The organism is Cryobacterium sp. PAMC25264, from assembly GCF_019443325.1.
GTDB lineage: Bacteria > Actinomycetota > Actinomycetes > Actinomycetales > Microbacteriaceae > Cryobacterium.
The window spans coordinates 1,251,107-1,264,568 of sequence record NZ_CP080383.1 but is presented as its reverse complement, the minus strand read 5'-3'; the positions used below and the strand labels follow the sequence as shown (position 1 = coordinate 1,264,568).

The following is a 13,462-nucleotide window of genomic DNA, read 5'->3' as shown; positions in this document are numbered from 1 at the left end:
GGACATGCCCCGCACTACCGTTCCGCAGCAGAGCCGCTGCGGATTCATGAATGGAGAATCGCATGCATACCCGCACCCGCATCACCAGCACGAACCGCCAGAGCAGGCGCCGCAACGCCAGGCTCCTCGCCGCGGCAGCCACCTCCGCCGCCATGATCGTCGCCCTGGGCGCCTGCTCGAGCGGAGGCGCCTCTTCCGGCGGCTCGGACTCCCGCGGCGACATCACCATCTGGTACTCCAACAACGAGACCGAGATCGCCTGGGGCAAGCAGATGGTCTCGGCCTGGAACGCCGACCATCCCGATGAGCAGGTCAAGGCCCAGGAGATCCCCGCCGGCAAGAGCAGTGAAGAGGTCATCGGAGCCGCCATCACGGCCGGCAACGCGCCCTGCCTGGTCTTCAACACCGCCCCCGTCGCGGTGCCACAGTTCCAGAAGCAGGGCGGTCTGGTCGATCTGAGCAGCTTCGAGGACGGCGCCAGCTACATCGAGGAACGCACCGGAGAGGCGTCGTCGCAGTACCAGGACGCCGACGGGGACTACTACCAGATGCCCTGGAAGTCGAACCCCGTCATGATCTTCTACAACAAGGACATGTTCGCCGCGGCCGGGCTCGACCCCGAGAACCCGCAGCTGTCCACCTATGATGACTTCCTCGCCACCTCGCGCACCCTGGTCGCCAGCGGCGCAGCCCCCAACGCCATCTATCCGGCCCCCACCAGCCAGTTCTTCCAGAGCTGGTTCGACTTCTACCCGCTCTACGCGGCCGAGACCGGCGGCACACAGCTCGTCGAGGACAGCGAAGCCACCTTCAACGACGCCGACGGTGCCGCGGTGGCCGAGTTCTGGAAGACCCTGTACTCGGAGGGCCTCGCCGGCAAGGAGCAGTACCAGGGTGACTCGTTCGCCGACGGCCAGGCGGCCATGTCGATCGTCGGCCCGTGGGCGGTGTCGGTCTACAAGGACGCCGTGAACTGGGGAGCGGTTCCCGTCCCCACCAGCGCCGGCATCCCGGCCGAGGACACCTACACCTTCAGCGACGCCAAGAACGTGGGCATGTTCACCGCCTGCGAGAACCAGGCCACGGCCTGGGATGTGCTGAAGTTCGCCACCAGCGAGGAGCAGGACGGCCAGCTCCTCGAATTGACCGGCCAGATGCCGCTGCGAGCCGACCTCACCACGGTGTACCCGGACTACTTCACGGCCAACCCCGCGTACCAGCAGTTCGGTGACCAGGCGTCCCGCACGGTCGAGGTGCCCAGCGTCGCCAACTCGGTCGCCGTGTGGCAGGCCTTCCGCGACGCGTACACCAAGTCGGTGATCACCGGAGACGGTGATGTGGCCGGTTCCCTGGATGACGCGGCCACAAAGATCAACGACCTGATCACGCAGCCGTAGCCATCATGTCCACCGTCACCCCGAAACGACCCCTCGCCGCCAGGCCTGCAACGCCTGCCGGCGGGGGCGCCCGCCCGGGCCGCAAGCGCCAGTGGCTGGGCAAGAACCCGTTCGGGCTCCTGCTCAGCGCACCGTACCTGATCTTCGTGCTCGCGGTCTTCGCCTATCCCCTGGTGTTCGCCTTCTGGATGTCGTTCCACGATTACTTCTTTGCCGCTCCCGGTGCCCAGGTCGACCGGCCCTTCGTGGGGCTGGCCAACTTCCAAGAGGTGCTCAGCGATCCCGCCGTCATCCGGTCATTCGGCAACGTGGGGATCTTCCTGCTGATCAACGTGCCGCTCACCGTGGTGCTCTCGCTCGTTCTCGCCAGCGCCCTGAACAAGGCGGTGCGTTTCCGCACCTTCCTGCGCGTGTCGTATTACGTGCCGTATGTCACCGCATCCGTGGCGGTCGTGGGCGTGTGGATCTTCCTGTTCAGCGGCAACGGGCTGGTGAACCAGATCCTGGGCCCACTGGCCCCCGATCCGGCCTGGCTGATCAACGAGCAGTGGGCCATGCCCACCATCGCGATCTTCGTCACCTGGAAGGGCCTGGGGTTCTTCATCCTGCTCTACCTGGCCGCGCTGCAGAACGTGTCCGAGGAGCTCTACGAGGCAGCCGCGACGGATGGTGCGGGCAAGATCCGCAGCTTCTTCTCGGTCACCGTGCCCGGTGTGCGCCCGGCGACGGTGCTCGTGCTGCTGCTGTCGACCGTGACCGGCGCCAACCTCTTCACCGAGCCGTACCTGCTCACCGGCGGCGGCGGCCCGAACGGCGCTTCCACCTCCCCTGTGCTGATCATGTACCAGCGCGGTATCGAACAGGGCTCGCCGGACACGGCGGCCGCGATCGGAGTGATCCTCGTGATCGGTGTCCTCATCCTCGCCTTCATCCAGCGGAAGCTCGCCGGGGGTGACGAATCATGAGCCGCACACGCACCGAGCGGCCCAGCACCGCTGAGGCACCCGACCGCACCCACCGGGCGGACGGTATGAGCCGCGGCCAGAACATCCTGCGCGGCGTCGTGCTGCTGGTCGGCGCACTGGTGTTCCTGTTCCCGTTCTACTACATGGTCATCGGATCGCTCCAGACCAAGCCGGACTCGACCATCGCGGGGGCCTTCCCCAACCCGGCCAACCTGACTCTCGACAACTACGCCGACATCAACGGTCGGATCAACCTGCTGCAGGGGCTTCTCAACTCGGGCATCTTCACCGGCGGCGTGATCCTGTGCACCGTCGTGTTCGGTGTCCTGGTGGGGTACGCCCTTGCGCAGTTGCAATGGCGCGGCCGCGGAGTGACCTTTGCGCTGGCGCTGCTGGTGCAGGTGGTGCCATTCCAGCTCCTGATGATCCCGCTCTACGTGATGATCGCCAGGGACTACGGCCTCGCCGACAACTACCTGGGAATGATCCTGCCGTTCGCCATCAACTCGACCGCGGTGATCATCTTCCGGCAGTACTTCCTGCAGATCCCCAAGGAACTCTTCGATGCGGCCCGCATCGACGGTGCCGGGGAGCTGCGGATCCTGCGCCGGATCGCGTTGCCGCTCGTGCGGCCCGCGCTGCTCACTGTGGTGCTGTTGACCTTCATCGGCCCGTGGAACGAGTTCCTCTGGCCGTTCCTGATCACCAAGGAAGCCTCGCTGCAACCGCTCGCCGTCTCCCTGGCGAACTACCTCAGCAATGTCGCCGCCACGGCGGCCAACCCCTTCGGAGCCATCCTGGCCGGCGCCTGTGTTCTGGCCGGCCCGGCAGTGCTCCTGTTCATCCTGTTCCAGCGTCACTTCGTCTCGAGCAATATCGGCTCGGGCGTGAAAGGTTAGCCATGCACACCGTCAGCACCGCATTCCCGTACACCCTCACCCGGATGGGCGTCATCATGACGCCGGAAGACGGCAATGAGCTCGAGGCCGAGGGCGTGCTCAACCCGGCGACCGGCCGCACGCCAGACGGCACCCTGTACCTTCTCCCCCGCCTGGTCGCCACCGGCAACGTCTCCAGGGTCGGCTTGGCGCGCCTGATCATCGAGGACGGTGTACCCACCGGCGTCGAACGCGAGGGCGTCGTCCTCGCCCCCGACCGTGGCTGGGAACGCGGCGCCAACAATGCCGGCGTGGAGGATCCCCGGGTGACCTTCGTGCCGTTCCTCGGGCTGCACGTGATGACCTACGTGGCCTACGGGCCGCTCGGTCCGCGCACCGCGGTGGCCGTGTCGGAGGATCTCCGCGAATGGCGGCGACTGGGCCCGGCCCTGTTCGCCTACGATGACGCCCTCGACATGGACCTCAACCTGTTCCACAACAAGGACACCGTCTTCTTCCCGGAGCCGGTGACCGCCCCGGACGGCGTGGCCAGCTTCGCGGTGCTGCACCGGCCCATGTGGGACCTGGGCGAGACCCGCCCCGGCGAGGGTATCCGGGTGCCGGCCGGGGTGACCGACCAGCGCCAGAGCATCTGGATCAGCTACATCCCGGTGTCCGAGGTGCTGGCGGATGTCTCCGCCCTCACGATGTGGCGCGGGCACCGGTTCCTGGCCGGACCGGAGTTTGCCTTCGAAGAGCTCAAGATCGGCGGCGGCCCCGCTCCGATGCGGGTTCCGGAGGGCTGGCTGCTGCTGCACCACGGTGTGACCGGGGTGATCAACAGCGCGTTCGACCAGCAGCAGAAGGTGAACTATGCCGCCGGCGCCATGATCCTAGACGCGGACGACCCCACGATCGTGCTGGCACGCACCGAGGAACCGCTGCTGAAGGCCGAGACGCCCGATGAGACCAGCGGGATCGTGCCCAATGTGGTCTTCCCCACCGCGATCGAGGAGATCGAGGGTCAGCTCTACGTGTTCTACGGTATGGCCGACTCCAAGATCGGCGTGGCCCGGATGGACCGCCGCCCGCTCGACTGAGCCGCCCCCACCCAGAACTGGTCCCGAACCGGACAATTGGGACGGGGCCGTCGGGCCGGTGATTACGGGGCGGGCGTCACCGGGGCAGGCAGGCCGAGGCTGGACCTGAGCTGGTCGGCGGCGGCCTCGTCGGACCGGCCGGCGGCCATGTTCGCCTCGAGGTTGGCCTCGGTGACGGCCGTGAGGATCTCGGCCCGCTGGATCGAGATACCGCGCGGGGCGTCCACCCCGATGCGGATGCTGTCGCCGCGGACGTCGAGCACGGTGATGACGATATCGTCACCGATGAGGATCTTTTCCCCCTGTTTGCGCGTGAGAACCAGCATCCGCTCAGCCTATCGCGAACGGGTCGTTCGGCCCCTCGGGGCCGTGTTGCAGACGTGAGTCGGCGGGCGTGCCGGGCCGCTCCTGCACCGGGGTCCTGGCCTGCTGCTGCGTGCCCACCGGGCCCGACGGAGATCGCTGGGCCGGGGCGATCCACCCGATCGGAAGGCCGAGCCGGCGCACCGTGCCCGGGGTGGCCGTGGACTCGGCGCCCACCACCGCGAGGGCGTCTATGTCCAGGGTGGCCCGCGCGGCACTCACCCACCGGGCGGTGTCGGCGGCCTTCCGTCCGGCATGCACGACGGCCCAGGCCTGGTCTGCGCCCAGCGCTGCCAGGGCGGCGACGTCGGCGCCGGACGCTCCGGTCGCACCACCGGGACCGGACAGCGCGAACGGGCCGGGTGCCGGGCAGGCGACCATGATGCTCCGCCCCTGCTCCACTCCCCTGGCCCGGGCGGCCAGCGCGCCGCGCCGGTCGATGATCCGGTCACTGGCGGCGAAGATCGGCGCGCCTGGAGCTGTCGAGAGCAGTCGCACGACCTCGAGCACGTCGTCAGGTATCCCGACCAGCAGCACCAGGTCGCCCGGGCCGGCGAGCAGTGCAGGGGCCGCAACACTGAGTTCGAGAGGGAGCTCAGGTGCCTCGATGCCCGACGAGGCCGTACCGGAGCCGGTACCGGGCCCGGATGCGACCTTCGGGGCCGTCTGACCCGGCCCGCCGCGGCCGGGTGAGGTGGCGAAGGTGAGGTCGTCCATCAGCCGGGCGAAGTCGGGCGTGCCGGTGGACACCGCTTCCGGCCGCCTCTCACGCGCGGATGCGGCGCGGCGCGGCGCGGCCTGTCCGGCAGGATCGACGTCCACGGGACTCTCGGTCTCCCCCGGCTGTGCGGCACCGCTCGATGCGGCATCCGCCCCGCCGGCACCCGTCGCGCCGGCGGCTCCGTGGCCCACTCCGGTCGACCCCACTCCGTTCGCACCGCTGCCCGCCGGACCGCTGCCGGCAGAGCCGGCGCCACTCGTGCCGGCGCCCGCGGAACCGGCACCGGTCGCCCCCGCGCCCGCCCGGTCTGGGCCTGTCCCGATGCCGATCAACTCGGACTCGGCCGCGTCGGCGTCGTCGAGCAGGGCCGCGATGCCGAGCCTGGTGGTGAGCTCATCCCTGCCGCGGCGCCGGCCGGCGGACGGCACCTCCACGAATACCTCGACGGGAACCTCGACCGTCACCTCCACGTGCCGTTTGGCGAAATAGCCGCGGATACCGCCGACGGTGATCTGTTCGGCCCGCACGATGCGGGCATCCCGCCCGTGCTCGGCGCGTACACGTTCCCGCAACTTCGGAAGCGACGCACCCTCAAGCCGGAATCGTCGCGGTTCCACGGACCACCCCCACGGTTTCGATGGCCACGCGGGCGGAGGTGACCTCTTCGTAGGACAGCACCGGCAGGCCGCCGGACTGCGCCGAGACCAGGCGCCGGATGGCGGGGCGCAAGGCCGGCGCGCAGACCAGCACCGCCGTGCGTCCGCTGGCCTCGACGGTGGCTATGGCGCTCTGCAGTGAGCCGAGGATGGCGTCGATCCGCACCGGGTCCAGGAGGATCTGGCTGCCTTGGTCGCTCGGCCGCATACCCTCGAGCATGGACTGCTCGAGCCCCGGTTCGATCATGATCACCCGGAGCACCCCGCCGTCGACATACAGGGCGGTCAGCGCGGGGCCCAGCGCCTGCCTGGCCGCCTCGACCAGCCCCTCCTGGTCCACGGACACCTTGGCCCGCACCGAGAGGGCCTCATAGATGCGCGGCAGGTCGTTGATCGGGATCTGCTCGCCGAGCAGGCCCTGCAGCACCCGCTGAACCTCGGCCAGGGAGAGCAGGGCGGGCACCAGGTCGTCGACGGCGGAGGGACTCACCTGGCGCACACCATCCGTGAGCACCCGCACGTCTTCGCGGGTGAGCAGCCGCGCGGCGTTGCCCGTGATGATCGAGGACAGGTGGGTGACGAGCACCGACACCCGGTCGATCACGGTGGCGCCGGCCATCTCGGCCCGGGGCCGCATCTCGCTGGACACCCACTTGCCGGCCAGACCGAAGACCGGTTCGACCGTCGCAGTGCCCGGCAGGGACTCCAGGTTATCGCCGAGCGCGAGCACCTTGCCGGCCGGGGCGATCCCCCGCCCGGCCTCGACGCCGGAAATGCGGATGGAGTAGGTGGCCGGCGGCAGGTCGACGTTGTCCCTCGTGCGGACCGGGGGCACCACCATGCCCAGGTCGAGGGCGACCTTGCGGCGGAGCGCCCGCACCCGGGCGAGCAGATCGTCGGATGCGCCGGACACCAGGTCGACCAGGTCCGGTGCGAGCTGAATCTCCAGGGCGTGCACGCGCATCTGCTCGATGAGCTCCTCGGCGGTGTCTGACCGGGGGGCGCGGCTCTCGACGGCCACGGCAGCCGCTGCGCCGGCCTTGGCCCTGGCCTCGTTGCCCTTGATGCGTTGGGCGAGCACGATGAGGCCGGCGCCGACGACCACGAACGGGATGATCGGCATGCCGGGGATGAGCGCCATCAGGATGGCGGCGGCTCCGGCAATCATCAGGGCCATGCGGGACTGGGTGAGCTGGGCGGACGCTGTGGCGCCGATGTCGGACTCGGCGTTGGACCGGGTGACGATCATGCCGGTGGAGACGGCCATCAGAAGCGCAGGGATCTGGGTGACCAGGCCGTCGCCGATGGTGAGCAGGGCGTAGGTGTTCAGCGCGTCGCCGATCTCCATGCCCCGCTGCAGCATGCCGATCGCGATGCCGCCGATCAGGTTGATCACGATGATGATGATGCCGGCGATCGCGTCGCCCTTGACGAACTTGGAGGCGCCGTCCATGGCACCGTAGAAGTCGGCCTCGGCCGAGACCTCTGCACGGCGGTCCTTGGCCTGCACGTCGGTGATGAGGCCGGCGTTCAGGTCGGCGTCGATGGCCATCTGCTTGCCCGGCATGGCATCGAGGGTGAACCGGGCGCCCACCTCTGCGACACGTTCGGCACCCTTGGTGACCACGACGAACTGGATGACGACGAGGATCAGGAAGATCACCGCGCCGATGATGATCGAGCCGCCGACGGCCACATGCCCGAACGACGCGATCACCTGCCCGGCGTAGCCCTGCCCGAGCACGAGGCGGGTGGAGGCCACATTGAGGCCCAGCCGGAACAGCGTGGCCACGAGCAGCAACGACGGGAAGACCGAGAAGTCCAGCGGCTTCTTGACGAACATCGTGGTGAGCAGGGTCACCAGGGCCAGCAGGATGTTGACGATGATCAGCACGTCCAGGAGCACGGCCGGCACCGGGACCACCAGGAGCATGATGATGCCGACCACCCCGACCGGGACGGCGAGTTTCGCGAGGGTGCTGTTCACTTAGGTGGCCTCCGTGGTGCGGATACGAGTGGGCAGGTGCGAGGGGTGTCTTGTGGGACCGGGCGGGGTGGGCGCGCCGCGATGGCGGGCCGGCGGGGGCGGCGCCGGCGGGGTGGTCATGGTGTGAACGCCGGATCGGGAGCCGCGGGTCTTGAGCGCCAGCACGAAGGCGAGCACCCGGGCGACCGCGTTGTAGAGCTCCACCGGGATCTCGTCACCGAGGGCGCAGGCGCTGTGCAGCGCCCGGGTGAGCGGGATGTCCTTGACGATGGGCACGGCATCGGTCTCCGCCTGCTCGCGGATGCGGGCGGCGATCACCCCGGCACCCGTGGCGACCACGCGCGGTGCCGACTTACCCGGCTCATAGCGCAGGGCCACGGCGAAATGGGTGGGGTTGATCAGCACCACGTCGGCGGTGGCGACCGCGGCGATCATGCGGTTGCGGCTCATCGCCAGTTGCCGGGCCCGGCGCTGGGAGCGGATCAGCGGGTCGCCCTCCGAGCTCTTGTGCTCGTCGGTGACCTCCTTCTTGGTCATCCGGGTGCGCTTGCGGTTGCGCCGCAGCACCACGAACACGTCGGCGGCGGCCAGCACGAGACCGGCGATCACGGCCGACTGCACCAGCGCGGCGGTGCCGTCCGTGGCGGCGCCGATCAGCACGGTCACGGGCAGTCCCCCGGCGGTCATGAGCACCGGCGTCAGGCCCTGGATCACGCTCGTCAGCACCACGCCGACGACGACGGTCTTCAGCAGTGCCTTCACCCCCTGCCACAGGGCCTGGCTGCCGAAGGTGCGGGCCAGTCCGGTGACCGGGTTGAACTGGTCGTACTTGCCGGCGAGCTTCTTGATGTGGATACCGCCCTGGGCGATCGACCCGGCCAGGACCGCCACGCACACCACGATCAGCATCGGGGTGAGGATGCCGCCCATAGCGCCGAGTCCCTCACCGAGCAGGTCCAGCGCACGTTGCGGGTCGGGGTTCTCGGCCACCGCACGGATGTCGAACAGTTGTGTCCGCCCGGCGGCGGCACCGGCCTGGATGGTGAGGGGCATCATCACCGCGGCAGCGCCGATGCCGACCCACGCCGTGAGGTCCTGGGAGCGGGAGAGCTGTCCCTTGGAGCGCACCTCGCGCATCCGCTTCTCGGTGGCTTGTTCGGTGCGTTCGCCCGAATCGCTCATCAGCGCACCCCCCACATGCTTGTGACCGCGTCGTCGGTGAGGGACGCCACGATGCCTGGGAGGGCCATGAAGCCGGCCGCGCCGAGGGTGAGGGTGATGAGGATCTTGAGCGGGAAGCCGAGGGCGAAGGCGTTCAGCGCGGGCGCCACCCGGGTGAGGAGGCCGAGGCCCGCGTCGGCGAGGAACAGCACCACGATGAGGGGGCCGGCGATCTGCACAGCGGCCAGGAGCATCTGGCCGACGGCTGCGGTGATGGCCTCGAGGGGCACGGCGAGGTCGATTCCGCCGCCGACCGGCAGGGCGGCGAACGACCGGGCGAGTCCACCGAGGATGAGCTGGTAGCCACCGGAGGCGAACAGGAGCGCCAGCGCGGTCATCTGGTAAAGCCGAGTGAACTGGGCACCGTTGACCATCGACTGCGGGTCGAAGCCCTGGGCCAGCTGGAAGCCGCCGAACAGGTCGATGAGGTTACCGGCGGACTGGATGGCGGAGAAGACGACGAGCACCAGGAAGCCCAACACCCCGCCCACGAGGATCTCGAGCAGCAGCGCCAGGATGAACCCGCCCGTGTCCGGCGAGGCGTAGCCGGGCACCACGCGTGGGGCGACGGCCAGGGCCAGCCCCACGGCGAGCATGCCCTTGATGCGCAGTGGGAAGGCGTTGAACGAAAACGGCGGCGCGATCACGAGGAACGCGACCATGCGCACACCCGCGAGCAGCACGGCTTCGAGCCAGCCGAAGTCCAGGGTGATGTTCACCTAGCCACCGCCGATGAGGCCGGGGATCTTGTCGAACAGATTGGTGGTGAACGAGACGATCTCCGAGATCATCCAGTGTCCGCAGATGAGCATGGCCACGCAGACCGCGATGGCCTTGGGCACGAAGGAGAGCGTCACCTCCTGGATCTGTGTGATCGACTGCACGAGGGAGATCGCGAAGCCGACCACCAGGGCGGTGATCAGGATGGGCGCGGAGAGCTTGGCGGCCACGACGATGGCCTGCAGCCCGATGTCGAGAACGGCGTTGGAGTCCATCAGCCACCCCGGTAACTGTTGACCAGAGTCGTGATGATCAGGCCCCAGCCGTCGACGAGGATGAACAGCAGGATCTTGAACGGCAGGGAGATCATCACGGGTGGCAGCATCATCATGCCCATCGACATCAGCGCCGCGGACACCACGAGGTCGATGACCAGGAACGGGATGAAGATCACGAAGCCGATGATGAACGCGGCCCGGAGTTCGGAGATCATGAACGCCGGGATGAGGGTGAGCAGCGATACGGCGGCGGTGTTGGCCGGGTTGGGCTGGTCGGAGGCGCGCACCATCAGGGCGAGGTCCTCCTGCCTGGTGTGCGCGAGCATGAAGGTACGCAGCGGCTCCGACCCTGTCGTCACGGCGTCGTCGAAGGTCATGGTGCCGTTGAGGTAGGGCTGCAGGGCATCAGTGTTGATGTCGGTGAGCACGGGAGCCATGATGAACAGCGACAGGAACAGGGCGAGACCGGCGAGCACCTGGTTCGGCGGGATCGACGGCAGCGCGAGGGCGTTGCGGGTCATGGCGAGAACCACGAAGATCTTGGTGAACGACGTCATCATCAGCAGCAGCGCCGGGGCCACCGACAGCAGCGTGATGCCGATCAGGGTCACGATGGCCGAGGAGGGGGCGCCGTCCGGACCGTTGATCTCCACCGTGAGCCCGGTGCCCGGGGTGGCCGCCGGCGTGGCCACGGGGGTGGGCGTGGCCGGGTCGGTGGGCGCGATCGGTTCGGCGGGTACCGCCAGGGCGTGGCTGTGGCCGGTCGTGTTTCCGGCAGCGTGTCCTGCCGAGGCGACCAGCATCATCAGGGCGGCCACGATGATGAGGATCAGGGCGGCGGCGACGCCGATGCGAGCCAGCCGGCGGCGCCGCTCACCGACCACTGCGCGCGGGCGTGACGGTCGACGGATCGGCCCGGGTGCCAGCCCACCAACCGCCCGTGGGACGAGTCCGGCGCGTGCCGGGCTTGGCAGGACGGGCTTCACCGGCCGTGCCGGAGCAGGGCGGCGGTCTGTTGCCAGGTGGACGGGGACAGGATGGAGCCGCCCAGACGCCCAGTGCTGCTGCGATCGCGGCGCGGCCGGAAGGTGAGCGGCGGGTCGGCGGACAGCCCGGCCGTGGCGGAGGCGACGGGTTCCTCCACCCGCAGCGGCACGAGCACCGGCGGTACGAGCGTGGGGCCGCCGGAGGCCGCGTGAAGGGACCGGGCGAAAGCGGCCGATCGGTCATCCGAGGTCTGGTGTTCAGCCCGATTTGCCTCGGGTTCGGCCTCGCCGCCGTGGAGCACGGTGACGGACTGCTCCGTCACACCGAGCACGAACCGGCGGCCGTCGACATCGACCACCACCACGGATACCTTCTGGCCGAGGCCCTGGCGGCCCACGACCGTGACGACATTGGCCGTGCGCGTGCCGGGGCCCCTGGACAGGCGTCGTTGCAGCACCCAGAGCAGCCCGAGCACCACGGCCAGGGACAGCACCACTCTGAGGGCGACGACGACGGTGTCCACCTAGCTCAGGCTCTCGGCGACGTCGAGGATCTCGGTGATGCGCACCGCGTAGTCCTGATCGACCACGACGATCTCGCCGTGGGCGATGAGCCGGCCATTGAGCAGGATGTCCGCGGGCGAGCCGACCGAACGGTCCAGCTCCACAACGGCACCGGGTTCGAGGGCCAGTACGTCGCGGACGGTCATGCGGGTGCGGCCGATCTCCACGGTGAGGGCCATCTCCACGCTGTTGATCCGGCCGAGGTTGCCGACGGCGCTTTCGTTCCGCACGGCAGGGGTGCCGTTCTGGCGCAGGCGGATCGCGAACCAGCCCACCGTCTCGCCGTCGCCGACGAGGTCGAAGACCACGGTCTCCGGGTCGAGCAGCAGTGCGGAGGCGTCGTCGACGCGGGCGTCGCCGAGCACGCCGAGCCCGAGGGCCCCTGCGGCACGCTCGAGGGCCGGGCGCACGATGTCGTCACGCGACACCAGGCCGCCGTCGGCGCCGGCCGCCGCGTCGAGCGAGGCCGGGTCGGCCAGCACGACGGCGAGGTCGGCCGATGTGGCGCCCACGAAGGAGGCCACCACGGCCCCGCCGGCGAGACCCGCGGCCGCCGCGGCGACGCCCGGCCGGGCGCTGAGCAGCGTGGCGGTGGGCAACACCGTGAGAAGGGCGTCCACCGCCGCCTGCGCCGTGCCGTCGGTGAGGCCGGGGTGGGCGTGCGCGGTGGCCGGGGCGGCGAAATGCTGCTGCGCGGGGCTGTGAAGCGTCATGGCGTGGTGTCCTCGGTGTCGATGATGATGCAGGCCAGGCGGGACCCGGTGGATCCGACGGCGGCCCGGGCGAGCGGGCGGCCATCCACCACCAGGTCGAGCGGTCGGTGGGTGGGATGCGGGAGGGCCAGGACGTCGCCGACGGCCAGGGCCAGGATGGCGCTGGGCTTGACGCGGGCGTGGGTGAGACGCACCGACACGTCGACGGGCACCCAGCCGAGCTGGGCGCGGAGCAGTTCGGGAGCCGGGGTGGGTGGCAGTACCGGTCCGGGCTCGCCGAGCTGCGGGAGCAGAGCCTCGGCCGGCAGGGCGAGGGTGGCGGTGGTGGTGCTCTCGCCGACCCGGATGGTGAAGCTCGCCACGATCATGAGATCGGCCGTGGCGGCGGCCTGGGCGAACTGGGAGTTGTACTGGATGGCCCCGACAATGATGGGACGGGTGAGCAGCGCGCCGAGCGAGTACCGCAGGTCTTCGAGGGCATCGTCCATCAGACGCCGCACGAGCGCCTGCTCGATCTGGGTGAACGGGCGCTCAGAGGGGGCGGGCAGGCCGGTTCCCCCGAGCATGTGGGTGACCCAGGACAGAGCCGCGGCCGAGGGAAACTGGATGACGGCCTGGGCCTCGAGGTCGCCGACGTTGCAGAGCACCATGGTCGTCGTGGCGGGCAGCGACGCGGCGTACTCGTCGTAGCCGCGCATGAGTACCTGCTCGCAGGTGACCTGGGAGATCACGCGCACCTGCGCGGTCAGCTGGGTTCCCCACTGCCGGGCGAAGGTCTCGAAGGCCAGCTCCAGCACCCGGGCATGGTCGCGGGCCAGCGTCGTCGGACGGCTGAAGTCATAGACCTCCACCGTGCGCGCCGGTTTTCCGGGCACGCCCGTGCTGTTGTGTTCCTGGACCGTCACGACTGGCA

The 13,462-nt window shown here is 69.5% G+C and carries 14 protein-coding genes; 4 read left to right on the top strand and 10 right to left on the bottom strand.

All coding sequences use genetic code 11. The features are described from left to right. Positions 1-62 precede the first annotated feature (62 nt). The 4 genes from KY500_RS05795 to KY500_RS05780 all read left to right on the top strand — a co-directional run bounded on the left by KY500_RS05795 (position 63) and on the right by KY500_RS05780 (position 4,340). Complete coding sequence (locus tag KY500_RS05795; protein WP_219902718.1) at positions 63-1,397, top strand: extracellular solute-binding protein; 1,335 nt, start codon at positions 63-65, stop codon at positions 1,395-1,397. A gap of 5 nt (positions 1,398-1,402) precedes the next feature. Further along, positions 1,403-2,362 carry a carbohydrate ABC transporter permease gene (locus tag KY500_RS05790; RefSeq protein ID WP_219902717.1) on the top strand — a complete coding sequence of 320 codons (960 nt, stop codon included), beginning with the start codon at positions 1,403-1,405 and terminating at the stop codon, positions 2,360-2,362. Between the two features lie 65 nt (positions 2,363-2,427). Beyond that, on the top strand, positions 2,428-3,261 hold the full coding sequence (locus KY500_RS05785) for a carbohydrate ABC transporter permease (RefSeq protein WP_219903309.1): 834 nt from the start codon (positions 2,428-2,430) through the stop codon (positions 3,259-3,261). A gap of 2 nt (positions 3,262-3,263) precedes the next feature. Next, positions 3,264-4,340 (top strand): glycosidase, encoded by a 1,077-nt coding sequence (locus KY500_RS05780; RefSeq protein ID WP_219902716.1) that lies wholly within the window; start codon positions 3,264-3,266, stop codon positions 4,338-4,340. Between the two features lie 62 nt (positions 4,341-4,402). Here the strand turns inward: KY500_RS05780 and csrA are convergent, their stop codons facing one another. The 10 genes from csrA to KY500_RS05730 form a co-directional block, all read right to left on the bottom strand. Continuing rightward, positions 4,403-4,666, bottom strand: a complete 264-nt coding sequence (gene csrA / locus KY500_RS05775) for a carbon storage regulator CsrA (protein ID WP_219902715.1) — start codon at positions 4,664-4,666, stop codon at positions 4,403-4,405. A 4-nt stretch (positions 4,667-4,670) separates the two neighbouring features. After that, entirely contained in the window at positions 4,671-5,996 is a 1,326-nt protein-coding gene (locus tag KY500_RS05770; RefSeq protein ID WP_219902714.1) for a hypothetical protein, read from the bottom strand. 19 nt (positions 5,997-6,015) lie between these two features. Then, a complete protein-coding gene (locus KY500_RS05765) occupies positions 6,016-8,013 on the bottom strand; it encodes a flagellar biosynthesis protein FlhA (protein WP_255579920.1) in 1,998 nt (665 codons plus the stop codon). Between the two features lie 54 nt (positions 8,014-8,067). Then, positions 8,068-9,249, bottom strand: coding sequence for a flagellar biosynthesis protein FlhB (locus tag KY500_RS05760; RefSeq protein WP_219902712.1), 1,182 nt, complete (start codon positions 9,247-9,249; stop codon positions 8,068-8,070). Next, entirely contained in the window at positions 9,249-10,007 is a 759-nt protein-coding gene (locus tag KY500_RS05755) for a flagellar biosynthetic protein FliR (protein WP_219902711.1), read from the bottom strand. The genes KY500_RS05760 and KY500_RS05755 overlap by 1 nt, the downstream gene beginning before the upstream one ends. Beyond that, positions 10,008-10,283, bottom strand: coding sequence for a flagellar biosynthesis protein FliQ (gene fliQ / locus KY500_RS05750; protein ID WP_066595006.1), 276 nt, complete (start codon positions 10,281-10,283; stop codon positions 10,008-10,010). Further along, positions 10,283-11,170 carry a flagellar type III secretion system pore protein FliP gene (fliP, locus tag KY500_RS05745; protein ID WP_255579829.1) on the bottom strand — a complete coding sequence of 296 codons (888 nt, stop codon included), beginning with the start codon at positions 11,168-11,170 and terminating at the stop codon, positions 10,283-10,285. Before fliP ends, fliQ begins: the two co-directional genes overlap by 1 nt. A gap of 98 nt (positions 11,171-11,268) precedes the next feature. Next, the gene (locus KY500_RS05740; protein WP_219902710.1) at positions 11,269-11,796 is read right to left on the bottom strand and encodes a flagellar biosynthetic protein FliO; all 528 of its coding nucleotides are present in this window, start codon (positions 11,794-11,796) and stop codon (positions 11,269-11,271) included. Beyond that, entirely contained in the window at positions 11,797-12,549 is a 753-nt protein-coding gene (fliN, locus tag KY500_RS05735) for a flagellar motor switch protein FliN (RefSeq protein WP_219902709.1), read from the bottom strand. Beyond that, positions 12,546-13,454, bottom strand: coding sequence for a flagellar motor switch protein FliM (locus tag KY500_RS05730; RefSeq protein WP_255579828.1), 909 nt, complete (start codon positions 13,452-13,454; stop codon positions 12,546-12,548). The genes fliN and KY500_RS05730 overlap by 4 nt, the downstream gene beginning before the upstream one ends. Positions 13,455-13,462: the final 8 nt, after the last annotated feature.